23 protein-coding genes and 1 pseudogene are annotated in these 24,979 nt (G+C 64.5%); 14 read left to right on the top strand and 10 right to left on the bottom strand.

Annotated elements, in window-relative coordinates; genetic code table 11:
* Positions 1 to 151 precede the first annotated feature (151 nt).
* Entirely contained in the window at positions 152 to 385 is a 234-nt protein-coding gene (locus JQ507_24160; GenBank protein QRI68025.1) for a hypothetical protein, read from the top strand.
* A 12-nt stretch (positions 386 to 397) separates the two neighbouring features.
* On the opposite strand, the gene JQ507_24155 is transcribed toward JQ507_24160, so the two are convergent.
* Positions 398 to 1,018, bottom strand: a complete 621-nt coding sequence (locus JQ507_24155) for a hypothetical protein (GenBank protein QRI68024.1) — start codon at positions 1,016 to 1,018, stop codon at positions 398 to 400.
* A gap of 171 nt (positions 1,019 to 1,189) precedes the next feature.
* On the opposite strand from JQ507_24155, the gene JQ507_24150 reads away from it, so the two are divergent.
* Entirely contained in the window at positions 1,190 to 1,900 is a 711-nt protein-coding gene (locus JQ507_24150; protein QRI68023.1) for a TetR/AcrR family transcriptional regulator, read from the top strand.
* Positions 1,901 to 2,070: 170 nt separating this feature from the next.
* Positions 2,071 to 3,783 (top strand): sulfatase-like hydrolase/transferase, encoded by a 1,713-nt coding sequence (locus JQ507_24145; protein QRI68022.1) that lies wholly within the window; start codon positions 2,071 to 2,073, stop codon positions 3,781 to 3,783.
* Positions 3,784 to 3,877: 94 nt separating this feature from the next.
* Here JQ507_24145 and JQ507_24140 read toward each other — a convergent pair whose 3' ends face one another.
* The 3 genes from JQ507_24140 to JQ507_24130 form a co-directional block, all read right to left on the bottom strand.
* Positions 3,878 to 5,428, bottom strand: a complete 1,551-nt coding sequence (locus JQ507_24140) for an ABC transporter permease/substrate-binding protein (GenBank protein QRI68021.1) — start codon at positions 5,426 to 5,428, stop codon at positions 3,878 to 3,880.
* Positions 5,425 to 6,213, bottom strand: a complete 789-nt coding sequence (locus JQ507_24135) for an ATP-binding cassette domain-containing protein (GenBank protein ID QRI68020.1) — start codon at positions 6,211 to 6,213, stop codon at positions 5,425 to 5,427. Before JQ507_24135 ends, JQ507_24140 begins: the two co-directional genes overlap by 4 nt.
* Before the next feature lie 172 nt (positions 6,214 to 6,385).
* Positions 6,386 to 6,601 (bottom strand): hypothetical protein, encoded by a 216-nt coding sequence (locus tag JQ507_24130; GenBank protein ID QRI68019.1) that lies wholly within the window; start codon positions 6,599 to 6,601, stop codon positions 6,386 to 6,388.
* Between the two features lie 228 nt (positions 6,602 to 6,829).
* Here JQ507_24130 and JQ507_24125 point away from each other — a divergent pair, with 228 nt between their 5' ends.
* From JQ507_24125 to JQ507_24105, 5 genes are all read left to right on the top strand, one after another.
* Complete coding sequence (locus JQ507_24125) at positions 6,830 to 7,666, top strand: metal-dependent phosphohydrolase (protein ID QRI68018.1); 837 nt, start codon at positions 6,830 to 6,832, stop codon at positions 7,664 to 7,666.
* Positions 7,667 to 7,855: 189 nt separating this feature from the next.
* Positions 7,856 to 8,506 (top strand): hypothetical protein, encoded by a 651-nt coding sequence (locus tag JQ507_24120; GenBank protein ID QRI73488.1) that lies wholly within the window; start codon positions 7,856 to 7,858, stop codon positions 8,504 to 8,506.
* A 41-nt stretch (positions 8,507 to 8,547) separates the two neighbouring features.
* Positions 8,548 to 8,820: a DUF3551 domain-containing protein gene (locus JQ507_24115; GenBank protein ID QRI68017.1), complete on the top strand. Its 273-nt coding sequence runs from the start codon at positions 8,548 to 8,550 to the stop codon at positions 8,818 to 8,820.
* Between the two features lie 218 nt (positions 8,821 to 9,038).
* Positions 9,039 to 9,308 (top strand): DUF3551 domain-containing protein, encoded by a 270-nt coding sequence (locus JQ507_24110; protein ID QRI68016.1) that lies wholly within the window; start codon positions 9,039 to 9,041, stop codon positions 9,306 to 9,308.
* A gap of 583 nt (positions 9,309 to 9,891) precedes the next feature.
* Positions 9,892 to 13,659, top strand: coding sequence for a hypothetical protein (locus JQ507_24105; GenBank protein ID QRI68015.1), 3,768 nt, complete (start codon positions 9,892 to 9,894; stop codon positions 13,657 to 13,659).
* A 426-nt stretch (positions 13,660 to 14,085) separates the two neighbouring features.
* On the opposite strand, the gene JQ507_24100 is transcribed toward JQ507_24105, so the two are convergent.
* A complete protein-coding gene (locus JQ507_24100; GenBank protein QRI68014.1) occupies positions 14,086 to 14,466 on the bottom strand; it encodes a DUF1330 domain-containing protein in 381 nt (126 codons plus the stop codon).
* 305 nt (positions 14,467 to 14,771) lie between these two features.
* Positions 14,772 to 15,756 (bottom strand): annotated as a pseudogene (locus tag JQ507_24095) (2-dehydropantoate 2-reductase).
* Between the two features lie 144 nt (positions 15,757 to 15,900).
* Between JQ507_24095 and JQ507_24090 the strand changes: the two are divergent.
* Both JQ507_24090 and JQ507_24085 read left to right on the top strand, forming a co-directional pair.
* Positions 15,901 to 16,716, top strand: a complete 816-nt coding sequence (locus tag JQ507_24090) for an ABC transporter ATP-binding protein (protein QRI68013.1) — start codon at positions 15,901 to 15,903, stop codon at positions 16,714 to 16,716.
* Positions 16,716 to 17,501, top strand: coding sequence for an ABC transporter permease (locus JQ507_24085; protein ID QRI68012.1), 786 nt, complete (start codon positions 16,716 to 16,718; stop codon positions 17,499 to 17,501). Before JQ507_24090 ends, JQ507_24085 begins: the two co-directional genes overlap by 1 nt.
* 5 nt (positions 17,502 to 17,506) lie before the next feature.
* On the opposite strand, the gene JQ507_24080 is transcribed toward JQ507_24085, so the two are convergent.
* Entirely contained in the window at positions 17,507 to 18,088 is a 582-nt protein-coding gene (locus JQ507_24080) for a GNAT family N-acetyltransferase (GenBank protein QRI73487.1), read from the bottom strand.
* A gap of 57 nt (positions 18,089 to 18,145) precedes the next feature.
* A complete protein-coding gene (locus tag JQ507_24075) occupies positions 18,146 to 18,994 on the bottom strand; it encodes a helix-turn-helix domain-containing protein (protein ID QRI68011.1) in 849 nt (282 codons plus the stop codon).
* A 91-nt stretch (positions 18,995 to 19,085) separates the two neighbouring features.
* On the opposite strand from JQ507_24075, the gene JQ507_24070 reads away from it, so the two are divergent.
* Positions 19,086 to 19,979 (top strand): SDR family oxidoreductase, encoded by an 894-nt coding sequence (locus tag JQ507_24070; GenBank protein ID QRI68010.1) that lies wholly within the window; start codon positions 19,086 to 19,088, stop codon positions 19,977 to 19,979.
* 16 nt (positions 19,980 to 19,995) lie between these two features.
* Positions 19,996 to 20,718, top strand: coding sequence for an SDR family oxidoreductase (locus tag JQ507_24065; protein ID QRI68009.1), 723 nt, complete (start codon positions 19,996 to 19,998; stop codon positions 20,716 to 20,718).
* A gap of 6 nt (positions 20,719 to 20,724) precedes the next feature.
* On the opposite strand, the gene JQ507_24060 is transcribed toward JQ507_24065, so the two are convergent.
* Entirely contained in the window at positions 20,725 to 22,050 is a 1,326-nt protein-coding gene (locus JQ507_24060) for a 4Fe-4S binding protein (GenBank protein ID QRI68008.1), read from the bottom strand.
* Between the two features lie 349 nt (positions 22,051 to 22,399).
* On the bottom strand, positions 22,400 to 22,849 hold the full coding sequence (locus JQ507_24055; protein ID QRI68007.1) for a cupin domain-containing protein: 450 nt from the start codon (positions 22,847 to 22,849) through the stop codon (positions 22,400 to 22,402).
* A 156-nt stretch (positions 22,850 to 23,005) separates the two neighbouring features.
* Between JQ507_24055 and JQ507_24050 the strand changes: the two genes are divergently transcribed.
* Positions 23,006 to 24,031 (top strand): ABC transporter substrate-binding protein, encoded by a 1,026-nt coding sequence (locus JQ507_24050; protein ID QRI68006.1) that lies wholly within the window; start codon positions 23,006 to 23,008, stop codon positions 24,029 to 24,031.
* Positions 24,032 to 24,073: 42 nt separating this feature from the next.
* Complete coding sequence (locus tag JQ507_24045; protein QRI68005.1) at positions 24,074 to 24,775, top strand: NUDIX hydrolase; 702 nt, start codon at positions 24,074 to 24,076, stop codon at positions 24,773 to 24,775.
* The last annotated feature ends 204 nt before the right edge of the window (positions 24,776 to 24,979 follow it).

The following is a 24,979-nucleotide window of genomic DNA, read 5'->3' as shown; positions in this document are numbered from 1 at the left end:
GATCCAATACCGTGACGTCAACTGCCTGTATTACGACCTCGGCGAAGGCTCGATGCCGGCGAATGCATGCGCGGCATGACGGAAGCCCGCGCCAAGGAACTGGAGAATCTCGGCCATCAGTGGGCCATTTTCCGGAGTCAGGACCGCGGTCATGACCGACGGAAAGAGCCAGCACGAATTGACCCGACTTGCCGAGGAGGCGCTGCGCGCCCAGCCCGGCTGCGAGACCGCGCGCGTGCCGGCGGTCACGGCGCTCCCCGACGCGCAGATCGGGCGCAACTGGGAGATTCCGAACGTCGTGCTCGGCGACAGCCTGATCAGCGACGTCGATCGCGCGGTGCTGTCGGTGCATCGCCGGCTCGGCCGCAAGTTTCATTTGGTGTGAGGCGGCGCGATCTCAGCCCGCCTGCGCCTGATGTGGCGCGGGCCGCGCGGCCATGCTGATCATCCTGAGCGCGAACACCGCGGCGAGTGGCACGAGGAACAGCGCGTAGAGCGGCATCTCCGGGATCCGCTTGCCGAACGAGATCGTGAACTGCAGCAGCAGATAATAGCCGCCGATCAGATGCAGCCTGCGCCAGGCGCGTGTACCGAGCAGCGCGGCCGTGCGATCGAATGAGGTCACGGTCAGCGCGATGATGACGAGATAGCCGATGCCGCCGAAGATGGTGGAGACCGCCGAAGTCGCGGCTGCGAAGCCGGCCCGATCGAGCATCGCGAACGCGGTGATTGCGACCGCATGGATGGCGTGCGACGCCGCAAAGGTGACGCCGAGATAACGGCGGTTGCGGCGCTGCCAGTGGGTCCAGGCGTTCGGCCACAGCCGCACCAGCGCCGCTGCGGAGAAGGCGAGGCAGAACAACAGCAGCGAGGTCCGCGCCGTGAAGCGGATCACCATCCGCAGGCCCTCGACCTCGAACTGCCGCATCGCGGCGATCCAGATCGAAAGCCCGATCAGGGTGAGAGTGAGCACGCCGAACAGCCGCCAGCCCTCGAACCAGTTCCGACGCGCCGCCATATCCTGCCTCCCGATGTTGATGTAATCACCAGTTACATCTCGCGATCGCGCGCGGTCAATCCGTGTAATCGGTGCTTACATTCACAAGCGGGTGATGCTAGGGAGCATGACCCGGAAAAGTGCGAAGCGGTTTTCCGAAAAGGTCATGCTCAAACAAAGAGCCAAAGCGCGATGCGTCGCTCCGTCAAAAGCCCGCCTTCGGGACGCCGACCCGCCAAGCCGCGTCCGGCCGCCGCGGCGCGGGCGCCGGCGGCCAAGCCCTACCACCACGGCGACTTGCGCCGGGTCCTGATCGATGCCGCGATGCAGCTGGCCGGCGAGGGCGGGCCGGACGCGGTCAGCGTCCGCGAAGCCGCTCGCCGCGCCGGGGTTTCGCCGGCGGCGCCGTTCCGGCATTTCCCGAGCCGCGATGCCCTGATGAATGCGGTGGCCGAGGAGGCGCAGCGCCGTTTCCGTGCCGAGATCGAGGCGGCGCTGACTGACGCACCGCCGGGCGATCCGCTCGGCCGTTTCCGCTGCCTCGGGATTGCCTATCTGCGCTGGGCCATGAAGAACCCGACCCATTTCGAGATCATCTCCAGCCGCCGCTTCTTCGACCATGACCGCTCGGCCGGCGTTTCCAGCGACAATGCGGAGTTGATCGGCCTGACCGAGCGCATGCTGGCGGAGGCATCTGCCGCCGGACAACTCCGGGCGCTTGACCTGAAGCAGGTCCAGATCGCCGGCCGCGCGCTGGTCTATGGTTTTGCGCGGATGCACATCGACGGCCATTTGCCGCGCTGGGGCGTCGGCGAAGCGGAGGCCGGGCGGATGGCCGCCGACATCCTCGACCTCTTCATCGCGGGCATCACGGCGCCCGCTGCGGCTGAGGCAAAGGTCTAGGCCGCAGGGTCGCTGTCTGCCGGCGCACCCGGGCGGGCAAATTCATTGCGCGTTCATGACGATTCAATTACGATTTTATGACACGGCGCAGATACCGGCTGTGCGGTGTGCCTCCTGGCCTCTGCCAGTCAAGGCCGTGACATTGCGCCGGATAGTATTGCGTCCCGCCCATGGCGCCCGCGCCTCAGCAAAATTCGTCGGTTGCCGCACTGGCCGGCGGTCTCGCCGCGATCGGCGTCTGGCGGCTGATGGCGGTCGCCGCGCCGCATCTCGGCGCGCTGATCCTGATGCTGCGGACCGAGACCGATTTCGGCTCGCGGCTGTGCTTCCTGCTGACCTGGGGAATCCTGAACTTCCTGTTCATCACGCTGCTGCGCAGGCCGGCGCTGTCGGGCGCACTGTCGCTGACGCTGGTCGTGGTGCTGGTGCTGCTGTCGCGCTTCAAGCACGACGTGGTGCAGATGACCGCGAACTTCGTCGACCTGATGGTGATCGATCGCGACACCGCGGCGTTCCTGCTCACGATCTTTCCGAACCTGCGCTGGTCGATCATCGGCGCCGGCCTGGTCACGCTGCCCTTGATGTACGCGCTGTGGTGGCTCGATCCGTTCCGCATCCGCCGCCTGCCGGCCGCGGCTGCCTGTCTTGCCTGCACGGCGGCGCTCTCGGGCTATGCCTTCGCCTGGCCGGATGAAGCCTGGCGCGGCTATTACGACGACGGCTACCTGTCGAAGTTCGCACGCTCCGGTGTGACCGCCGTATCGGACTTCGTCGCCTATGGCTTCATGGAGTCGGATCCCTCGGCGAGCGACCAGCTCAAGATACCTACGGTCGATGCCTGCCATCCCGCCGGGCGGCGGCCGAACATCATCATGATCCATGATGAATCGAGCTTCGACATCCGTACCGCACCGGGCGTCAAGGTCCCGTCCGGCTATGGCAGCCAGTTCAAATCCTATGACGGCGTCGAACGCAAATTCCTCGCCGAGAGCAATGGCGGGCCGAGCTGGTTCACCGAGTACAACGTACTCGCGGGATTGTCCTCGCGCTCGTTCGGCCGGTTCGCCTATTTCGTCACCCGCATCGCCTCGGGCCGGGTCGAGCGTGGCCTGCCGCTGGCACTGCGCCGCTGCGGCTACGATACACTGTCGCTGTATCCGGCGTTCGGCGCCTTCATGAGTGCGCGCAGCTTCCAGACCACGACCGGCATCCAGCGTTTCTACGACGCGCATGATCTGCACGCGAAGGACGTCGAGCCCGACAGCTTCTTCTACGACAAGGCGCTGAAGCTGATGGCCGAGCAGAAGACGCTCAGTGCGCCGCTGTTCACCTTCGTCTATCTCGCCGCCAATCACTTCCCGTGGGAGACGAAATTTCGTCCCGAGCTGCTGCCGGCATGGAAACGGCCGGGCAACGCGCCGTCGGTCGACGAATATCTGCGCCGGCAGGCGATGAGCGCGGGCGACTATGCCGGCTTTGTCGCCGCGCTGAAGAAGAAGTTCCCGGCGCAGCCGTTCCTGATCGTGCGCTACGGCGATCACCAGCCGGAGTTCTCGCCGCAGCTGCTCGATCCCGAGCTCGACGAGGCCGGCATCGGCAAGAAGCTGATGGACTACGATCCGCGCTACTACGCGACATATTACGCGATCGATGCCGTCAACTTCGAACCGGTGAAGAGCCCGGCGGTGATGGACACGATCGATGCCGCCTATCTGCCGCTGGTGATCCAGGAAGCCGCGGGCATTCCGCTGGATCCCTCGTTCGAGGAGCAGAAGGCGATCATGCTTCGCTGCAACGGCGCGTTCTACTCCTGCAAGGATGGCGCAGAAGCGCGCCGCTTCAACCGCCTGTTGATCGACGCGGGGATCATCAAGGGATTGTAGAGGTGTAGGATGGGTAGAGCGCAGCGAAACCCATCGCCTTGGTAGCTACGGGAGAGAGGATGGGTTTCGCTGCGCTCTACTCATCCTACGCAATCTATTTCGGCCCGACTTTCTCCCACAGCCAGCGCGCCACGGCTTCGGGCGATGACGATGCGTCATTGCCCGACGCGCGCAGGTTTGCCTCGCGCATTGCCGCGATGTCGATCCTGCCGAGCAGCGGCCGCAGCGCCGCCTTGAGAGCCTCGTCGTCACGCCGCTTCGGCGACAGCAGAACGATGGCGTCATAGGGTGGGATGGCGTGCCTGTTGTCATCGAGCGTCACCAAGCCATATTTCGCGATCAGGCCGTCGCTGGTGTAGCCCGCGATGACGTCGACTTCGCCGGAGGCGGCCGCGGCATACATGAAGTCCGGCTGCATCGTTCGCTGGGCGCGGAATGACAGCCCATAGGACTTCTGGATGCCGGCCCATTCCGGCCGCGAGAAGAATTCATAGTCGCCGGCGATCGACATCGTCGCGGCATGCGAGGCGAGGTCGGCGATGGTATGGATGCCGAGCTGATCGGCGCGCGCCTTCGGCATGACAAGCGCATAGGCATTCTCGAAGCCGAGTTCGCCGAACAGGGTGATGTCCTGCTTGCCCAGCGTCGTCTTCAGTTCGCTCAGCAGTTCGGCGCGGGGCCTGATCTCGCTGTGGTGGAACTGGTTGGCCCACAGCGTGCCGGAATAGTCGACATAGACGTCGATGTCGCCGGCTGCGAGCGCATCGAAGATCACGTTGGAGCCGAGGCCGGCGCGGGTCGTCGTCGGCAGGCCGGCCGCTTGCAGCCGCTGCGCTATCAGCGCCGACAGCACATATTGCTCGGTGAAGGTCTTGGCGCCGACCACATAGCGGGCCTGTGGACGCGCGATCGCCGGCACCAGCGTCGCCGCGATCAGCGCCGCGATGCCGAGTCCGCCGAGCGCGGTCCGGGTTCGGCTGCGACTGCGCAGGCCGCTTTCGATCAGCGCCAGCAACTGGTCAACGACCAGCGCGAGCACGGCGGCGGCAAAGCAGCCGAACAGCACGAACACCCAGTTCTGGGTTTGCAGGCCGGCGAAGATGTAATTGCCGAGGCTGGTCTGGCCGATCGGCGTCGACAGCGTCGCGGTGCCGATCACCCACACCGCGGCGGTGCGGATCCCCGCCATCATCACCGGCAGCGCCAGCGGCAGCTCGACCATGGTGAGCGATTGGCGCGGCGTCATGCCGACGCCCTCGGCGGCCTCCAGCACCGCCGGATCGACGCCGGAGAGCCCGGTGATGGTGTTGCGCAACACCGGCAGCATCGAATAGAGCGCGAGCGCCAGCACCGCGGGCAGGAAGCCGAAGGCGGAGAAGCTGAAGCCGAGCCACGCTGCGGTCAGTGCGGCGAGCGCCAGCAGCAGCGGATAGAACAGCGCGAGCAGCGCGAGGCCCGGTACGGTCTGCACGATGCTGGCAAGCCCGAGCAGTGCACCGCGCAGCAGCGGCCGGTTGCGGGCGATGATCGCAAGCGGCAGGCTGATCAAAAGCCCGAGCGCCAGCGCGGCGACGCTGACCCGGACATGGTTGCCGAGATAGTCGGGCAGATGCGCAAGCGCCTCGCTCCAGCGTGGATCGCTCATGCCGTGGCGTCCCGCGGCAGCAATGCGCCGAGGCGTTCCGCCTGTCGCCGCGGCGTGCGCAAGAGTTCGCCGACATAGGCGTCGGTGCTCGCCGCGAGCTCCGCAGCAGTGCCGAGCGCGAGCAACCTGCCGCGGTGCATGACCGCCACGCGGTCGGCGAGCAGCAGCGCCTCGGTCATGTCGTGGGTGATCATGATCGTGGTGAGCCCAAGCGCGCGGTGAAGCGTTCGATAGTCGTCTCCGAGCGCGTCGCGGGTCAAGGGATCGAGCGCGCCGAACGGCTCGTCCATCAGCACGATACGCGGCTTCGCAGCCAGCGCACGCGCGACGCCGACACGCTGGCGCTGGCCGCCGGAGAGCTCGTGCGGCAGGCGGTCGCGATGCTGTGCGCGATCGAGCCGCACGAGATCGAGCAACTCGTCGACCCGTGCGGAGATCTCCGCCTGCGGCCAGCCGAGCAGCTTCGGCGTGATGCCGATATTGCCGGCGACGGAAAGGTGCGGAAACAGCCCGCCGCTCTGGAAGACATAGCCGATGCGGCGCCGCAGCAGGATCGGGTCGATGCGGCTGACATCCTCACCCTCGACCGCGATCCTGCCGCGGTCGGCTTCGATCAGGCGGTTGGCCAGCCTGAGCAGCGTCGTCTTGCCGGAGCCCGAGCCGCCGACAACAGCCAGGAATTCACCCTCGGCCACGTCAAGCGAGACGTCGTCGACCGCCACCACGCGTCCATCGTCAAAACTCTTGCCGACATGCGCGTAGGCAATCAGCGGCGTTGCGGGCATTCTCTGGCCATTCCTGGGCGACCTCACGTGTCTTTCACCATCGCGGACGACAGTGATAGCCCATAAAATGGACTTTGACTTGTGGTGCACGCGCCTGCATCACGCGGTTTCGCAGGCTGTTCCAGTCGGGCAGATGAAACCGGTCAGCCCCTTCGGGGGCTGTGAGCACACATCACACTTCGTTCTTGGGGACGTATTTGCCCATGATGCACTTGTAGCTCTGCAAGCGCCAATCGTGATACGGCCCCTTGGCGAGCCAATCGGCGATGCCGATTTGGGCATTCACGGCGCATGCGCCCATGGTGATGCCGGATTGGTCGCTGTTGGTGACGACCTTTTCCATGCAGAGCTGAGCATTGCAGAGGATGGCGACGAGCGTAACGAGCATGATGGTGTTTATCCGTAGGATTAACCCGGTCTGAACCGAATCATGCACGGTTCATGCCATTATCAGCGACTTTGGTGCCGCAGCCGGCAAGACCGGAAAAGTACGGCTGAATGAATCGCGCGCCCGCCAGCGCATAGCCGCACGCCCGCAGATACGCTATAGTTGCCACCCAACTACGACGTGAGATCGGGACGAGTGAGGAACGTTGCGCGGTCGGGGGCTGCATCGATGATGACGTTACCTGAGTTGGCAGCGGGTGCTTTGGAGAAGTTTCTCGCCACCCATGTCAGCCGCACCTTCGGGGCCTCGCAGGCGCGCTTTGGCGAACTCCTGCCGGCCGCCGCGCGCATCGCGCTGGAATGCATCGGCAACAGCGATGCGCTCTACCACAATGTCGAGCACACGATGCTGGTCACGCTGGCCGGGCACGACATCATCCGCGGCCGCGCGCTGCACACCCACGTCACCGCGGAGGATTACACCCACACGATCATCGCCTGCCTGACGCACGACATCGGCTATGTGCGCGGCCTGCTGAAGGGCGATGGACCGGATGGCTACGTCATCGATGCCGCGGGCAACAAGGTCGTGCTGCCGCGAGGCTCGTCGGATGCCGGCCTGATGCCGTATCACGTCGACCGCTCGAAGCTCTATGTGCTCGACAGGCTCGAGGCCGTGCTGCCGCTCGATCGCGAGCGCGTCGCGCGCAACATCGAGGGCACACGGTTTCCATCGCCCGAAGGCCAGCACTATGACGACGAGGCGGCGATCGTCCGGGCAGCCGATTTCATCGGGCAACTCGGCGATCCCAACTACATCAGGAAGGCCAACGCGCTCTATCACGAGTTCGAGGAAGTCGGTATCAACCGCCAGCTCGGCTATGAATCGCCGGCCGACATCGTCGACCGCTATCCGCAATTCTACTGGAATATGGTTGCGCCGCACATCCAGGGCGCCATCAATTGCCTGAACATGACGGCAAGCGGTCGTCAGTGGATCGCGAATCTTTACAGCAACGTCTTCCGCGCGGAGCGCGAGGTCACTCTGTCCGGCCCGCAAATCTGACGCAAGCCACGAGCGCCGCGGCCTTTCCGCATGGTTTGCCCTGCGTTTCCCGGGCGATTGCTTGCGGGGCCTCCACATTTGGGCCCGCTTCTTCGTTGCACAGTCCGTGGAAATCGGCGACCCTGCGCCATGGGCCTCTCCAACGACCGCGTTCTCGACCGTTTCAGCATGATCTCCCGTTTCGCTCAATTGATTGCGGTTTCCATTGTCTGCTGGCCGGCGCTCGCTGTCGCCGCGGGCCCGGTCTATGACGTCGACCTTTATGCGTTGATGTCGGGCACCTGCCGCAATGTCAGCATTGCCGGCCGCAGCTACACCTGCAAGGCGGTGGCCTATTTCCACACGCTGCGCGGCCGCTCCGAATTCACCGTGGTGCTCGACGATCCCGCCGACAAGAGCCACATCGTCTCGTTCTCCGGCGAGAGCACCGAGCGCACCCAGGACAATCTGTTCGAGCTCGCGGTCGATCGCATGTTGCTGAAGTCGAGCGACCGCCCGCGTGTCGATGGACTGCCGGTGCCGCTGGTCGAGATGTCGACCGGCTCCTGCCGCCAGGTCGGAAGCTTCATCACGCGGCAGGTGTCGACCGTTGCCTGCGCTGCCACCGACCAGAACGGCAAGAAATACGAGCTGAGCTTCGAGTCGGATGGCTCACCGATGACCTTGCGGCGGTTGCGGCAATCAGCATTGCCGTCGGAACGGCAGCGGGCGCGCCAGATCGCGCAGCTCGAATGCCGTCTCAAGGCACGCGCCGCACAGGTGCTGCCGCGGGACACAACGGCTTTCATGATCCGCTGTCTGGGTGAGGACGACGGCAAGCCGGCCGGCGAACAGCGCTAGCCACGCCCCGGCGTTCGAGACCCAAGCTTGAGGAGCATTCGATGCGCTTGAAATTCACCATCATCGCCGCCGTCGGCGTCTGCCTCGCCGGGCCCGCCGCCGCGCAAATGTACGATCCGAACTATCCGGTTTGCATGGAGGTCTATGGCGGCCGGCTGACGCCCGAGTACATCGATTGCAGCTTCACGTCGCTTCCGCAGTGTCAGGCAACAGCCTCGGGACGATCGGCGACGTGTTCGGTCAATCCCTTCTACAAGGGCCCGAAAACGCAGCCCAGAGAGCGGAGCAAGCGACACCGCCAACCTGCCACCTAGAGCATGATCCGGAAAAGTGCGAAGCGGTTTTCCGAAAAGATCATGCTCAAACAGCGAGCTCAAGCGCCATGACGATTCAACCTGATCTCATCGCGCTGTAGCGCTTGCGCATCGGCACGTCGTTTGCCCGTGATGATCTGCATGGCCGTCGCGCCGGCAGTGATGTTGACTAACTCCGGCAGTTGTGAGGAACCTCCCGCCACGACAAGGACAGACCGATGCGCCTGAAACTGTTCGCGATCGCCGGATTTGCGGTCGCCCTGGCCGGACCTGCCGCCGGTCAGGCCTACGATCCGAACTATCCGGTATGCATGCACGTCTTTCAGGGCAAGTTCGGCGGGAGCTACATCGATTGCAGCTTCACTTCGATCCCGCAGTGCCAGGCGTCAGCGTCGGGCCGGGGTGCGATGTGCTCGGAGAATCCCTTCTTCGCGCCGCCGCCGCCACCGAAGCGCTCGGCTCACCGCGGACGGCATCACACGCGCTGACGCGGGAGCACCGGGCAGGTCGAACGCCTGCCGCCAGACCGGTACCTTCATCGCGTCGTAGGTGAACAGCCAGCCGTAGCGTTCGCGCACGCGGTCCGGCCGCCATTCGTGCGAGACATAGGCCTCGGCGCCTTCGGCGTCGGCCGGCGCCGGATTATGGAAGCGCCTGGCGCTCCCGGCCGACTTCGCCATGGTCGCATTGGTCCGCGTCAGCCGCGCGGCCTGATAGCGCTGCAGCGCTTCATCGGAAGGAAGCCTTCAGGGCATCGCGCCAGCCGTCCCCGAACGCGTGCGCGCGGGCCAAGGCGGTAACCAGGAACCTGACATCGGGTGTCGCCCCTACCGCTATGCTGGGCGGCGGGCGCGGTAGCAGGCAGACGTTAACGAATCTTCACGAGAATACGGGTTCCCTTCGTTGACGGCTGCATCCGGCGAGATCGACAGGTGCCTCGAATTCGGCCACAACTAACGCGATAGTTACGTAGTCCATTGCTGGATTCGTCTCGATGGGACGCATGCGACCTTGCCAGGACCGGCCTGGTCGACAGCAATCTTAGCCCGTCAAGACCTGCGAAGGAATTCCATGACTGCAAGCTGGATCAATTCCCTGGTCGACAGCGGCGTCAAGTCCGACATGCTCAACTTTGCTGCGGACGGGGTTTTCACTTACGCCGAAGCCTATGACTTGCTGGCCAACGTCGCTAATCGCGGCAGCGTGACCGCGAATGAGCTGAACTCGCTGCAGGTGATTGCGGCCAATCTGAACAGCGGGCTGTCCACATCGGACTATGTCTCCCATCTTTTCGGCCAGCTCGTTGACGGTAATCCGGCGAACGCCACCTTGACGGGGGGCAGTACGGTCCATGTCACGCTCGGCAATCTGCAGGTCGGCACGACGTCGACGCAGATGTCCGAGCTGCTCGGGAAGTGGTTCCTGGGAACCGATCTCCCGGATCCGACTTTGCCGCCGGATGCGAACGGCTGGACATTGCAGGGCTACAGCGCGGTTGTCGGACCGTTGTATTCCTCGGCGGGCGCAGCCACCGTCAACGACATCTGTCAGGGAGCCGACGGCGATTGCGAACTGATGTCAGGATTGATCGACGTCGTCGTCTTTCATCCGCAGGTCCTGAGTTCCATGTTCGTCGACAATGGAAACGGCACCTATGGCGTGCGCTTCTATGTCGGGGGGCAGGAGACGTGGGAAACCGTCAACGACATGTTTCCAACGGTCAATGGGACCGAACTCGACTACGGTCACAACTACAATGAGCAACCCACCGCGATGTGGGTTGCCCTGGTGGAGAAGGCGTATGCGCAACTCAGCGCAACGGGACAGATCGGGCACCCGGCGGTCAACAGCTACAACAACATCTCTGCGGATCCTCCGACCGATGTCCTGGAGAATCTGACTGACGCAACCAGCGTCAGCTATTACATGAGCAGCGCGTCCAATTGGTATAGCAACAAGTCCGTCTATATCGCTGCGCTCGCCAGCTACGACGACGTCATCCTCGAGATTCCTTCGACATCGCCGTACACCTATGACAGCGCCGGAAATATCCAGCTGGTCCCGGATCACGCTTTCGGAGTCGTCGGCTATGACAGTGCGACCGGCAATTTCATCGTTCGCAATCCGTGGGGAAACAGCTATCCCGGTCAAAACTGGGATGTGCAATTCGAAGTATCGCTCACCCAGATCGCCAGTGAGGGCGGCGACTTCGTCATCGATAATTCCGGCGCCGTCGACGTCGCGCCAACGGTGGTCGCCTCCAACATAACCGGCCGGGTGCAAACCTCGCTTCCGGCATCGTCCATGTTCTATGTGACGAGCGGTACTTTGCCGGTGATCGAGTATGCGCTTTGGGACTCCACCGGTAACGGCCACTTCACTGTAGGCGGGGTGGCGCAGGCGAACGGGGTTGAGGTCGACGTCGCTGCTTCACAATGGTCCAACATTGCCTACCAGTTCGGTCCCGCGAGCGACCAGCTGTGGGTGCGGGCGTTCAACGGCGTGTCCTGGAGCACATGGGCCCAATTTGCGGCAATCCCGGAAGGGCCCGTGGTGACGGTCGCAGACGTGACGGCATGGCACGGCCAGAGCTTTGCCGTGTCGTCGCTGTTCACCTATTACGACCCGTTCGGCTTCGCGGCCGCCCAATACGACGTCTGGGACGCCGGCACCGGTGGCGGCCACTTCGTTTTGAACGGAGTGGCGCTTGCCGCCAACCAGCACAATTACGTCACGGCCGCGCAGCTGTCGTCATTGACCTATCAATCGGGCTCGGGCTCGGACACGCTCTGGATCCGGGCCAACGACTCGACGGTGTGGGGACAGTGGTCGAACGCTTTCACAGTCACGGCTCCGGTCGACAACGGCCCCGTTGAGACGGTGTCGGACGTCGCCGCGTTCCATGGCCAGAGCTATGCAGCCTCGTCGCTGTTCACCTACAGCGATCCGTTCAGCAGTCCTGCAACACAATACGACGTCTGGAACACGGGTACAGGAGGCGGGCACTTCGTCCTGAACGGCGTGGCGCTGTCGGCCAAACAGGACAATTACATCACGGCCGCCCAGCTCGCCTCGCTCAGCTACCAATCCGGCTCCGGGATCGACACGCTCTGGATCCGCGCCAATGACGGCACCGTGTGGGGAGCGTGGTCGAGCGCCTTCACCGTCGCAGCTCCGGTCGACAACGGGCCCGTCGAGACGGTGTCGAACATCGTCGCGCCCCACGGCCAGAGCTATGCGGCCTCGTCGCTGTTTACCTACAGTGATCCGTTCAGCAGCCCCGCCGTCGAGTACGATGTCTGGGATACCGGCACCGTCGGTGGGCACTTCGTCCTGAACGGCGTGGCGCTGCCGGCCAACCAGGACAATTACATCACTGCCGCCCAGCTGGCCTCGCTCAACTACCAGTCCGGCTCGGGGACCGACACACTTTGGATCCGCGCCAATGACGGCACGGTTTGGGGGGCCTGGTCCAACCCCTTCACCGTTCAAGCCCCGGTCGATAGCGGACCCGTCGAGGCGGTGTCGAACATTACCGCGCCCCACGGTCAGAGTTATGCGGCCTCGTCGCTGTTCACTTACAGCGATCCGTTCAACAGCCTGGCCGTCGAATATGATGTCTGGGATACCGGCACCGTCGGTGGGCACTTCGTTCTGAACGGAGCGGCACTTTCGGCCACGCAGGACAATTACATCACGGCCGCCCAGCTGGCCTCGCTCAGCTATCAATCCGGCTCCGGCGTCGACACGCTCTGGATCCGCGCCAATGACGGCACGGTGTGGGGGGCGTGGTCGAGCGCCTTCACCGTCAATGCTCCGATCGACAGCGGGCCCGTCGAGGCGGTGTCGAACATCATCGCGCCCCACGGCCAGAGCTATGCGGCCTCGTCGCTGTTCACCTACAGCGATCCGTTCAGCAGCGCTGCGAGCCAATATGACGTCTGGAACACGGGTACGGGAGGCGGGCACTTCGTTCTGAACGGGGCGGTGCTGTCGACCAACCAGGACAATTACGTCACGGCTGCCCAGTTGGCGTCGCTGAGCTATCAATCCGGTTCGGGAGCGGACACGCTGTGGGTCCGCGCGAATGACGGCACCGTCTGGGGAGCATGGTCGAGTGCCTTCACCGTGACCGCGCCGGTCGATAGCGGTCCGGTCGTCACCCCGACCAATTCAAGCACGCTGTCCGTTCAAGGCCAGACCTTCGCTGTGTCCTCGCTGTTCAGCTATTCGGATCCGTTCGGCAGTTCCGCGACATCGTATGATGTCTGGAATAGCGGCGGCGGGAGCGGCTACTTCACGCTGAACGGTGTCACGCTCGGAGCAAATCAGGACGACATCGTCTCGGCCTCGCAGCTCTCGCAACTTGCGTATCACGTCGGATCGGGCACCGACACGCTGTGGATCAAGGCCAATGACGGGACCGTCTGGGGCGCCTGGTCCAGCGCCTTCACGATCAGCGATCCCTCGATCATTCCGGCCGGACAGACCCTCGAGCTTGCGTCCGCGAGCGCGGCTCAGATCTCCTTTGCATCGGACACCGGGACGCTGAGGCTCGACGACCCCGCCGGCTTCTCCGGCACCGTCGCCGGCATGTCGGGCGCCGACGCGATCGATCTCGCCAACATCAATTTTGCGGCCGGGCAAACCGTGGGCTTTGCCGGCAACAGCGCCGGCGGATCGGTCACGGTCTCGGACGGCATCCACACCGCCAGCATCGCCCTGCTCGGAAACTACATGGCATCCACCTTCGTCGCCGCGAGCGATGGACATGGCGGCACGGCAATCACGGTGCATTCCGACCAGGTCGCCACGCTTGCCCCGCCCCAGCATGCGTGAGCGGAGCTGCGGCTCCATTCGCGCGGCCGTGACACGGAGAGGCGCCTGCCTGCGCCATCGTCCAGCGTCGACAGGCGCCTTGCTTCCGGGATTAGAGCGTGATCCGGAAAAGTGCGAGGCGGTTTTCCTAAAAGTTCATGCTCGAACAAGCAGCCAAAGCGAGATGACGATTCAACCCAATCTCATCGCGGGCTACAGCGGGATGAGTTTTGATTAACTCGGCCTGGCGCGCCCTCGGTTCACGTCTCCCCGCCGGGGCGAGGTCGGATTGCGCCCGGCGATGCGAAGCATCGTCCAGAGCAATCCAGGTGAGGGCTTCTTGCTCCCTCGATAGACCGTAATCCCTCACCCGATTTGCTGCGCAAATCGATCTCTCCAAAGGGAGAGGTTCGTGGCCCAACTGATTCAACCTAACTTTATCGCGCTTTAGTTGGCCAAACCTTCGGTGGCGTAAGATCTGGCCTTGATCGCCTTGCTCCGCTCTGCGCTCAGTGCCTTCCACTCGGCCGAACTGCGCGAAGCCTGAGCCTTTGCAAGGCTGTCATAGACGGTGATGGTCACGCGCTTGGGCGCCTCTCCCTCGAACGCGACGGTGGTTCCGCCGCGAGCGAGGTATGTTCCGCCGGTCGACTTGATCACCTCCGTGACTTTGGGGATATAGGCATTCTGCGCGTCCTGATCGAGGACCTCCACCTCGGTGACGACATAGGCCTTCGGGGTGGATTGTGCGTGAAGTCCTTCGATTGCGACGGCGCCGATCGCAACGCCGGCCAGCATGGACAAGGCAACGGTGGTTTCTGCTCTCACTGTCATTCTCCCTGTGATCAATGTTTAGGTCATGCGTGTCGCATGTGGATGCCCACATTCGCTGCCGCGTGAATACGGGAGTCGAAAACAATGGTTGCCGATGGAATAGGCTGCCAACCGTCGCAAGCGGAGAGTTCGGCATGTCTCCGCCTTATTGCAGCTCTCGGTCAGCCAAACGCTGACCGCAAGGGCAGCCTACACGGTTATCCGATCAACACCTATGGCTGTTTCGGGCCGGCAGGTCACATTCCGGCTGACCCTGCGTCGCGCCCAACGCAGCATCGCGCGTTCGCGCGGCGGCCTGCTTACGACGGCGCGCCCATCGCATAGGGCTTCAGCACGGCATACAGCATGGCGTGGGTCGGCGTCGGCACGCCGAGCTTGCGGCCGAGTTCGACCACCTTGCCGTTCAGCCAGGGCAGCTCGAGCCGGTTGCCGCGTTCCAGATCAAGCGCCATCGACGCCTTCATCGCCGGCGGCGCGTGTCCGATGAAGTCGAGCACCTTCGCCAGCGCATCTTTTGGCAGCTCGATGCCGCTGGCGTGGGCAACTGCGATGGTCTCCTCGCAGGCGGAGACGAACAACGGACGCAGGTCGGGATCGTCGCGCAGCCTGCCGATCGGCAGCCGGGTGACCGCGGTCATGCCGGCATTGGTGGCGAGGCCGATGAACTTCATCCACAGCTCGGTGTTGATTGCCTCGCTGAGCGTCGCATCGAAGCCGGCTTTCAGGCAGAGCTCGAGCAGTGCCTTGCCGCGCGGCGTGATGCGGCCGTCGAGTTCGCCGAAGATCATGCGCATGAAGGTGCCGACCTGGTTGATCACGCCGGGCTTGATGATCGAGGCCGAAATCTGCGCCACGCCGCCCATCACGGCGTCGCGGCCCAGGATCGGGATCAGCCGGTCGGGCGCGTCGATGCCGTTCTGCAGCGGGATCACCGCGGTGTCGGGGCCGACCATCGGCCTGATGTGCGCCCCGGCGCTCTCGACGTCCCACAGCTTGACGCAGAACAGCACGATATCGACCGGGCCGACGCTTGCGGGGTCGTCGGTCGCCTGGGTCGGGACCAGATGGGTCTCGCCGCGGCCGCCCTGGACCTTCAGGCCTTCGCTGCGCATGGCGGCGAGGTGGGTGCCGCGCGCGATAAAGGTAACGTCGGCTCCAGCATGCGCCAGCGCCGCGCCAAAGCCGCCCCCGACGCCTCCGGCGCCTACCACTGCGATCCGCATCTATCATCTCCCTGTCCGTCGCTTTGGACCGCAGCCTCGACGAAGTCGGCGCGACAGGCAACCCGGTTGCGCAGTGCGCAACCTCGTCGGCCTGAAAACCGCGTGACCGCGGTCCTCTCAGCGCCTCCTGCGCCATCTTCCTGCGTTGAACTTGGCTGCCCGAACCGCTAAGCCATTTCGGAAAGTTCGGGGAGGAATCGTGGCAATGGCGGAGCCGACGGCGGTCGCACTTGACGGTGCGACGGTGGCGTTTCGGTTGGCGGATGGGCGGGTTTATACCGCGGTCGAGCAGGCCGATCTTTCGGTTGATCATGGCGAGTTCGTCGCCATTGTCGGCCCGACCGGATGCGGGAAGTCGACGCTGCTCAACGTCACTGCGGGGCTGCTGAAACCGGCCGCAGGAACGGCGCGGATCTTCGACAAGCCGCTGAACGGCCTGAACCGTGACGCCGGCTACCTGTTCCAGGCCGACGCGCTGTTTCCGTGGAAGACCGCGATCGACAATGTCGCGATCGGGCTCGAGATCCGCGGTACGCCGCGCGCTGATGCGCTGGCGCGCGCGCAGCAATGGCTGGCCTCGGTCGGGCTCGGCGCCTTCGCTAGCCGCTATCCGCATATGCTGTCGGGCGGCCAGCGCAAGCGCGTCGCGCTGGCGCAGGTGCTGATCCGCGATCCGAAGATCCTCTTGATGGACGAGCCGTTCGGTCCGCTTGACGCCCAGACGCGGCAGATCATGGGCAATCTACTGCTCGAATTGTGGACCGCCGACCGCAAGGCGGTGCTGTTCGTCACCCACGACCTCGAGGAGGCGATCGCGCTCGCCGACCGCGTCGTGATCATGTCGGCCGGCCCGTCGGCGCGCATCATCGGCGACTGGCGCATCACGCTGCCGCGGCCGCGCGACATTGCCGAGATCAGGATGGAGAAGGATTTCCATGCCCTGCACCGCGAGATCTGGGGCGTGCTGAAGGACGAGGTGATGAAGGGCTATGCCCAGTCGACGCAGGCGGGAGCCGCCTGATGTCGCGCATCACGTTGCTGGCGCTGCAGGTCCTGGTTGCGGTCGTCACGCTGGCGCTGTGGCAGGTCTTCGCCACCGTGCCGGTGTTCGGCAAGGTGCTGCTGCCGTCGTTCTTCTTCTCCAACCCGGTCGACGTCTTCAGCCAGATTGTGAAGTGGTTCTCGACCGGAGTGATCTGGAAGCACCTTGCGATCACGCTGTGGGAATCCATCCTTGCCTTCGTGATCGGCTCGGCCGGCGGCATCCTGGTCGGCTTCTGGTTCGCGCGGCAGCCGCGCGTCGCCGCCGTGTTCGATCCCTATGTGAAGATGGTCAACGCACTGCCGCGCGTGGTGCTGGCGCCGATCTTCGCGCTGTGGTTCGGGCTCGGCGTCTGGTCCAAGGTCGCGCTCGGCGTGACCCTGGTGTTCTTCATCGTGTTCTTCAACGTCTATCAAGGCGTCAAGGAAGTGCCGGCCACGGTGCTCGACAATGGCCGCATGCTCGGCATGAACGAGCGGCAGCTGATGCGCCACGTCTATTGGCCGTCGGCATTGTCATGGATGTTCTCCTCGCTGCACACCTCGGTCGGCTTTGCCGTGGTCGGCGCGGTGGTCGGCGAATATCTCGGCTCCGCCGCCGGCCTCGGCTATCTGATCCAGCAGGCCGAAGGCGTGTTCGACGTCGCCGGCGTGTTCGCCGGCATGTTCGTGCTGTCGGCTTTCGTGATCCTGATCGACATGGCGGTGACCGCGGTCGAGAAGCGGCTCTTGGTGTGGCGCCCGACGGCGGCGGCGCGGGACTAGATATTTCAGCTTGTCGCGCCGGGCCGCTGCGTCGGCCCTGTCGAGATAAGCCAATCGTTTCGTGCCAGGCGATAGAGCGCCTGTCGTCGGAGCGGATCGGATTCGCTGACACGCGGATGATTGAAATCGTCAGCCTCGTCGTGGGACATCCCCAATTTCGACATGACGCGAAGAGAGCGCGTGTTGTGAACGCTCGCATGCGCGACAATCTCGGGCAAAGCCAGTTCTCGGAAACCAAATTCGAGCGCCTTGCGACCGGCTTCCGTGGCGAGTCCCTGTTCCCAGAATTCACGAGCCAGGCGCCAGCCAATCTCCACGGCAGGCGTGAAGTGAGCCCGGAAGTTGACGACCAGCAACCCGACTGCGCCGACGAACACTCCGGAGGAGCTCAATTCCGTGGCCCACATGCAGAATCCGTGGGTCGATTGATGCTCGATCTGGAAATCGACCCAGGCATCGCTTGCCTCTCGTGTCGGAAGAGGACGCAGATGCTGCATCACGGCAGGGTCCGCGGACATTCCGGCAAATGGGGCCTTGTCGGCCTCTTGCCATGTCCGCAGCGTCAGTCGGTGCGCGTGCAGTCTGATTCGTTCGACTCAAACGACAGTCGTATTCCAGTTCGGGCCTGTCCCTTGCGCTGGCGATCACGCGTGTTCGTGCGCCGGCGACGCCTCCATCAGCCCGCGGATCTTCTCTTTCACCTCGGGGTCGACAGGATTGTAGACGATCATGCTGAGGTCGGAGCGGCCATCGACCGCGAATGCCGAATACTCGAACCTGACCGGGCCGAGGATCGGGTGCCGGAGCTGCTTGATAGCCTCGCCATGGGCGCGCACGTCGTTGTCGCGCCACAGCGCCGCGAATTCCGGACTGAGCCGGCAGAGCTCGTCGACGAACGGCTGCACCTCGGCGGCAGCCCCTGCGCGTGCCGCGTCCACCCTGAACGCACCGACGACGAAGCGCGCCACGCTGGCCCAATCGTGTTGCGCGGCGCGGACGCGCGGATCGAGGAACATGAAGCGCAGCACGTTGCGTTCGCGTGGCGGCAGCGCCCCGTAGTCGGTCAGCATCACGGTCGCCGCCCGGTTCCAGGCGACGACGTCCCATGTCGCGGTCCTGATGATGGCGGGATGCGGCTCCAGCAGGTCGAGCACGCGTTGCAGCCGCGGCGTGACGCCTTCGCTTCGGTGATAGCGCACCTCGGGGGCCCGGCCGAGGCCGAGCAGGAACAGATGCTCGCGCTCGACATCGGTCAGCATCAGCGCACGCGCGATGCGGTCGAGCACGTCGGCCGACGGCGCGCCGCCGCGGCCCTGTTCGAGCCACGTGTACCAGGTCGCGCTGATGTTGGCGCGCTGCGCCACTTCCTCGCGGCGCAGGCCCGGCGTCCGCCGCCGCTCCGGCGGAAAGCCGAACGTCGCAGGATCGAGCTTGCTGCGACGGTCCTTCAGGTAGGCACCGAGAAGGTTCTCGTGTGCGAGCGGTTCGCTCATCCTGTTAGCCATTATACCATGATAAGGTCACTACTTTACCACGATAGCGCGGCGTCCCAATTCTGTCTCCAGCAAAACCTGGAGATTGCTTATGCGTGTGTTCGTTACTGGAGCCACCGGTTGGGTCGGCTCGGCCGTCACCAATGATCTGATCGCCGCCGGCCACAAGGTGCTCGGCATGACCCGTTCGGACAAGGGCGCGGAAGCGCTCGCCGCCGCCGGTGCCGAGGTTCACTACGGAACGTTGGAAGATCTCGATAGCTTGAAACGCGGCGCGGCGCAGGCGGACGCCGTGATCCACTGCGCCTTCAACCACGACTTTTCGAAATTCGCGCAGAACTCCGAGGATGACCGGCGTGCGATCGAGACGTTCGGCGCCGTGCTTGAGGGATCAAACCGGCAGCTGATCACGACGTCTGGTGTCGCGACCGTGGCGCAGGGCCGCGTCGCCACCGAGGCGGACGCGCCGCATCCGCCGTCGCCCGCTTTGCCGCGCATGACCGAAGCGGCCACGACCGCGGTTGCGGCGCGCGGCGTGCGCGCCGGCGTGGTCCGGCTGGCGCCGTCGGTGCATGGCCATGGCGATCACGGCTTCGTGCCGCGCCTCATCGCGATTGCGCGCGACAAGGGCGTCTCGGCCTATGTCGGCGAAGGGCTCAATCGCTGGCCGGGCGTGCATCGCCTCGATGCGGCCCGGCTCTATCGTCTCGCGCTCGAGCGCGGCGTCGAAGGCGGTCCCTTCCATGCCATCGCCGACGAGGGCGTGCCGTTCAAGGCGATCGCCGAGGTGATCGCGCGGCGCCTGGACATTCCGCTGGTGTCGAAGTCGCCGGAGGAGGCACTGGAGCATTTCGGTTTCCTCGGCCGGTTTACCGGCGCCGACATGCCGGCCTCCAGTGCGCGGACGCGTGCGCGGCTCGACTGGCAGCCGCAGCAGCCCGGGCTGCTCGCCGACATGGATCATCCCGCCTATTTTGCGCTGTAGCGCCGGAGACGAGACCATGACCAACGCAATGTCGCTTGCCGGCAAGCGCGTGATCGCGATCGGGGGATCGTCCGGGATCGGCTTTGCCGTCGCCGCGCTCGCGCAGCAGCAGGGGGCGGACGTGGTGATCGCCTCCAGCAATCAGGCCAACGTCGATGCGGCGGTCGCGCGGCTGCCGGGAACATCGGGCAGCGCCGTCGATCTGCGCGACGAAGCCGGCGTGTCGCGCTTCTTCGATCAGGTCGGCGGCTTCGATCACCTCGCGATCACGGCGGGCGATCAGGGCCTGCCTGCGTTCGGCACAGTGCGCGATCTCGATCTCGCGGTTGCGCGGGAAGCTCTCGCCCTCCGCTTCTGGGGCTCGCTTGCGGCGGTCAAGCACGCCAGCCGTGCGATCGCCGCGAACGGATCGATCACGCTGACCGGCGGCCTGCTGGCCCATCGCCCGCAGAAGGGCATGCCGTTCGTGACCGCGGCTGCGGGCGCGATGGAGAGCCTGGCCCGCGGCCTTGCCGTCGATCTCGCGCCGGTCCGCGTCAATGCGGTGTGCCCCGGGCTCATCCTCACCGAGCGCGTCAGGCAGATGCCGGAGGAGCGGGTGCGCGGTTATGTGGCAGGCCTGCCGCTGCCGCGCGCCGCATCGCCGGACGAGGCGGCTACCACCTATGTCTATGTGATGCTGAACAGCTACGTGACCGGGCAGGTTCTTGCAGTGGATGGCGGTGGCCTGCTGGTGTGAGCAGGCTCAGAGCGGGAAGCACCGCATATAGGCCGCGAACAGCTTTTCATCGCTGTGGCTCACCAGGCCTGCGTCGATCGCCTCTGCAAGATCGAGGTCGCGGTTCTGCACGCGCAGCCATGCCTGGGTGTCGGCGGTGATGCTCAAGGCCGCCTCTCCGACGTGACGTCCCGGCACCACCTGCAGATCCCGGCCCTTGATCGCGACCGTCATGTCGAGCGCGCTCGCCCCGGTGAAGCGCAGATGCGTCACGAAATCGAGGCCCCGCGCCCGGCCGCGCTGGAATCCGAGCGACAGCGAGAAGATGTAGGCCTGGATGCTGCCGGTATGGCGGCCGGAGCTGACATGCTGCATCTTCTTGTGCGGAAAGCGCCGCGTCACGGTGTCCTCGGCGTCGGTATCCGGGATCACGTAGACGAACTCGTCCTTGTCGATCAGCGGCTGCACCACGTCGGAAAAATGCGCGTCGCGATCGCTGAGGAAGGGGCCGATCACGTCTTCGCCGGCCGGGCACGCCGAGATGCAATAGGCCGCCTTGTAGCCCGGCTTGAACGACAGCGATTGCCAGATGTTGAGCGTCTCGGTGCGCGGCACGCGGGCGCGATAATCCCTGGCATCCTTTGCGTCCGCGACCTTCTCGACCCACTGCGTGAAGTTGCCGAGGAAGTCGTGATAATTGTGGGTGTGGCAGGACAGGAAATCGAAGCCGCCGTCCGGCTTGATGGCGCCGACCGGACAGGCGGCGACGCACAGTTTGCATTCCAGGCACGGATTGTAGTCGATTTGCTGGTCGTAGGCGTCGACCTCGCAGCCGAGCAGCACGGTGCCGAGCAGCACGAAGCTGCCGAATTTCGGGTGAATCACGCTGCGATGGATTCCCATCCGGCCGAGCCCGGCTTCGACCGCGATCGGCTTGTGCTGGACCATCATGATCCTCGGCAGGTCCATCTCCATCGGGAAAGCGGCGACTGAATTGCAGGCCGGGATACCGTGCTCGTCGAGCGCGCGAACGATGGCGCGGGCGGTCTCGTTGACGTGATCGTAGGTCGAGTGGAATTCCTCGTTGGCGACCGAACGCGACGGCGAGCGCACCGGCTCGCGGTTCATGTGGCAGGCGATCGCGAGCAGGGAACGCGTCCGGCCATAGACCTTGCGGATGAAGTCGCGCTGCGGCGCGATCGCAGCGCGGTCGAACTCGATGATGCCGACATCGTCGGCGCCGCATTCCCGCGCGATCCGCTTGAGCAGGTCCGAAGACACCGGGGCGTCGTAGACCGGTTGGCTGCTGCGCGCACGCACGGCCCTGACCGTGGGGTGATCATCCAGGCTCATGGTCCTGATCTCCATGAAATGACAATCGTCATATTATGGAGTGGCGAGAGGCGAGGCAAGTGAATTATCTGTCGATCGTCATGCAATGGAACTGCATCCTGAAAGCGACGAGATTTGCAAGAGCCCGGATGACGCTCATGCACCGCCAACGAAGTGAGCTACGTCATCCCCGCGCAAAGGCTTCGCCTTTGTCGCTGGAGGAGCGCGGAACGCGCGTCTCGAAGGATGGACGGCCCACAGTCGGGCCGTCGACCCTTCGAGACGGCCGCTCCGCGGTCTCCTCAGGGTGACGGTCACAAGTTCGGCAGGAAATCCGTTCCTCGCAATGACGGTAGAAAGACCGCCGTTCTCAATCCAGCAGCTTGGTATCGTCAGGCGCCTGCGGCGGCGTCTTGATCGCGATCGCCTTGAACGGGCGGCCGTTCGGCTTGGTGCCGCCATGCGGGGTGCCTTTCGGGATCACGATCAGGTCGCCCGGCTTCACCGGCACTTCCTTGTCGCCGAGCCAGACCGTGCCGGTGCCCTCGAGGATGAACTGCATCTCGTTGGTGTTGGGATGCATGTGCTTCGGCACATTGCCGTCCTGGATCGAGACGGTGGCGCCGTCGGCGGAAACGAACGTCCTGGAGCGGAAGCCCGTCTTGTTGGCGTCGCCGAGCTTGTCGCCCTCCATCTCGCCGGTGTGGATGATTTGCGCGGTGATGCTCTCGGCCGCGAGCGCCGGCCGCAGCAGATGGATGACGCCACAGCCGGCGGCGAAGGCGGTGGCGAGCGACAGCGCGGTTGCAATGCGATTCATGAAGGCCTCCCTTGGTGTTTCCTTGAAGTATTCTTGGTGTTCTCCTGTATTTCGCGATGCTATGCCGTGGCCACAGGCTTGGCCAGCACCTGGAAAGTCGCCTTCTCAAGGCGCGCCTGCTCCTCTATCTTGCCGGCCAATCGAACGGAGGACGTCATGAAGAAACTGCTTGGCACACTTGCCGGAACGCTGCTGGCGCTGACCCTGTCCACGGGCCTTGCCGCGGCGCAAAGCAAGATCACCATCGCGGTCGGGGGCGGCGCCTGCCTGTGCTACCTGCCCACCGTGCTGGCCAAGCAGCTTGGCGAATATGACAAGGCCGGGCTTGCGGTCGAACTGGTCGACCTCAAGGGTGGCTCGGACGCGCTGAAGGCCGTGCTCGGCGGCAGCGCCGACGTCGTCTCCGGCTATTTCGACCATTGCGTCAATATTGCCGCCAAGAAGCAGGAGATGCAGGCCTTCGTGGTCTATGACCGCTATCCCGGCCTCGTGCTGGTCGTGTCACCGAAGCACACCGGCGAGATCAGCTCGGTTAAGGATCTCGTCGGCAAGAAGGTCGGCGTCAGCGCGCCGGGCTCCTCGACCGACTTCTTCCTGAAATATCTGTTGAAGAAGAACGGCCTCGATCCGGCCGGCACCGCCGTGATCGGCGTCGGCCTCGGCGCCACCGCGGTGGCCGCGATGGAGCAGGGCCAGATCGACGCCGCCGTGATGCTCGATCCCTCCGTCACGGTGCTGCAAGGCAGCTACAAGGACCTCAAGATCCTCAGCGACACCCGCACCCAGCACGACACGCTTGCGGTGTTCGGCGGCGAGTATCCGGGCGGCGCGCTCTATTCGACCACCGCCTGGGTCAACGGCCATGAGAAGGAAGTGCAGGCGTTGACCAATGCGATCATGGCGACGCTCGGCTGGATCCACTCGCATTCCGCCGAAGACATCATGGCCAAGATGCCGGAAGACCTCGTCGGCAAGAACAAGGAGCAATATCTGGCCGCGCTGAAGAACACGATCCCGATGTACTCGGAAACCGGCAAGATGGACCCGAAGGGCGCCGAAGCCGTTCTCGCGGTGTTCAGCGAGGGCTCGCCCGAGGTCGCGAAGGCCGGCATCGACGTCACCAAGACCTACACCAACAGGTTCGTCGATCAGGTGAAGAAGACGACCGGAAGCGCGAAGTAATTTGCACGAAGATCATGCCGGAATGAGTGCGTGGTGAGCGACATGCAGTCTCCGCTGATTTGCCGCGTCACCGCGCTGGACCTCGCGCTGCAGCGGCGTCCCTGGCCGTTCGCGGACCAGCGGCGCGCCGAGATCGACACGCATTTCGCCGAGCAGCAGCGGCTGAACCCGAACCTGTGGAACGGCCGCGTCCTGCTCGGGCGCGATCCGGTGTTTGCCGGTGAGCGGCTCAGCGCGAGCTATTTCGAGACCGACTTCGCAAGCTTCCTCGCCTGGCGTGATTGGGGCTTTCCGGACAAGGAGGTCTTCAACGGCTTCGGCATGGGCGCGCTGCTCTCGAGCGACGGCGCCTTCGTGTGCGGGGTGATGGGCGAGCGGACTGCGAATGCCGGACGGATCTATTTTCCCTCCGGTACGCCCGATCTCGACGACATCAGGGGCGAGACGGTGGATATCGCCGGCAGCGTGATGCGCGAGCTCGAGGAGGAGACCGGGCTCAAGCCGTCGGATTGCCGCGGCGACGCCGACTGGCACTGCATCTACACCGGGGTTGCGCTCGCGATGATGCGGATTCTGCGCGTCGACATGCCTGCTGACGCGCTGCGGACAAAGATCGAGTCCAACCTCGCACGCCAGGAAAATCCCGAGCTTGTCGGCATCCATCTGGTGCGCAGCCGCGCCGATCTCACCGCGGCAATGCCGCGCTTCGTCACCGCGTTCATCGAGACGCAATTGTCGGAGTAATGGTGATCACTCGGCCGCTTCAACGATCATCTCGACCTCCACGGCATTATTGAACGGAAGTCCGCCATCCCGACAGCGGATCGCGCGTGCTTGCCCGGGAGGGCAAGGTGGATGCGGCTCTGTACGTAAGCACCTGGCGCCGTACGTCCGCAGCCATCGCGCTTGACATCATCCGCCGCTCCCCCTGTGATAGGGCGGCAAGAC

The sequence above is a fragment of the Bradyrhizobium sp. PSBB068 genome, assembly GCA_016839165.1.
Taxonomy (GTDB): Bacteria; Pseudomonadota; Alphaproteobacteria; order Rhizobiales; family Xanthobacteraceae; genus Bradyrhizobium.
The sequence above is the reverse complement of the archived record's forward strand: the minus strand, read 5'-3'. Positions and strand labels throughout refer to the sequence as shown.

What these genes read in the sequence shown, in the direction of transcription:
- JQ507_24160 (QRI68025.1), top strand. Translation starts at nt 152, where the DNA reads ATGACCGACGGAAAGAGCCAGCACGAATTGACCCGACTTGCCGAGGAG.
- JQ507_24155 (QRI68024.1), bottom strand. Translation starts at nt 1,018, where the DNA reads ATGGCGGCGCGTCGGAACTGGTTCGAGGGCTGGCGGCTGTTCGGCGTG.
- JQ507_24150 (QRI68023.1), top strand. Translation starts at nt 1,190, where the DNA reads ATGCGTCGCTCCGTCAAAAGCCCGCCTTCGGGACGCCGACCCGCCAAG.
- JQ507_24145 (QRI68022.1), top strand. Translation starts at nt 2,071, where the DNA reads ATGGCGCCCGCGCCTCAGCAAAATTCGTCGGTTGCCGCACTGGCCGGC.
- JQ507_24140 (QRI68021.1), bottom strand. Translation starts at nt 5,428, where the DNA reads ATGAGCGATCCACGCTGGAGCGAGGCGCTTGCGCATCTGCCCGACTAT.
- JQ507_24135 (QRI68020.1), bottom strand. Translation starts at nt 6,213, where the DNA reads ATGCCCGCAACGCCGCTGATTGCCTACGCGCATGTCGGCAAGAGTTTT.
- JQ507_24130 (QRI68019.1), bottom strand. Translation starts at nt 6,601, where the DNA reads ATGCTCGTTACGCTCGTCGCCATCCTCTGCAATGCTCAGCTCTGCATG.
- JQ507_24125 (QRI68018.1), top strand. Translation starts at nt 6,830, where the DNA reads ATGATGACGTTACCTGAGTTGGCAGCGGGTGCTTTGGAGAAGTTTCTC.
- JQ507_24115 (QRI68017.1), top strand. Translation starts at nt 8,548, where the DNA reads ATGCGCTTGAAATTCACCATCATCGCCGCCGTCGGCGTCTGCCTCGCC.
- JQ507_24110 (QRI68016.1), top strand. Translation starts at nt 9,039, where the DNA reads ATGCGCCTGAAACTGTTCGCGATCGCCGGATTTGCGGTCGCCCTGGCC.
- JQ507_24105 (QRI68015.1), top strand. Translation starts at nt 9,892, where the DNA reads ATGACTGCAAGCTGGATCAATTCCCTGGTCGACAGCGGCGTCAAGTCC.
- JQ507_24090 (QRI68013.1), top strand. Translation starts at nt 15,901, where the DNA reads ATGGCGGAGCCGACGGCGGTCGCACTTGACGGTGCGACGGTGGCGTTT.
- JQ507_24085 (QRI68012.1), top strand. Translation starts at nt 16,716, where the DNA reads ATGTCGCGCATCACGTTGCTGGCGCTGCAGGTCCTGGTTGCGGTCGTC.
- JQ507_24075 (QRI68011.1), bottom strand. Translation starts at nt 18,994, where the DNA reads ATGAGCGAACCGCTCGCACACGAGAACCTTCTCGGTGCCTACCTGAAG.
- JQ507_24070 (QRI68010.1), top strand. Translation starts at nt 19,086, where the DNA reads ATGCGTGTGTTCGTTACTGGAGCCACCGGTTGGGTCGGCTCGGCCGTC.
- JQ507_24065 (QRI68009.1), top strand. Translation starts at nt 19,996, where the DNA reads ATGACCAACGCAATGTCGCTTGCCGGCAAGCGCGTGATCGCGATCGGG.
- JQ507_24060 (QRI68008.1), bottom strand. Translation starts at nt 22,050, where the DNA reads ATGAGCCTGGATGATCACCCCACGGTCAGGGCCGTGCGTGCGCGCAGC.
- JQ507_24055 (QRI68007.1), bottom strand. Translation starts at nt 22,849, where the DNA reads ATGAATCGCATTGCAACCGCGCTGTCGCTCGCCACCGCCTTCGCCGCC.
- JQ507_24050 (QRI68006.1), top strand. Translation starts at nt 23,006, where the DNA reads ATGAAGAAACTGCTTGGCACACTTGCCGGAACGCTGCTGGCGCTGACC.
- JQ507_24045 (QRI68005.1), top strand. Translation starts at nt 24,074, where the DNA reads ATGCAGTCTCCGCTGATTTGCCGCGTCACCGCGCTGGACCTCGCGCTG.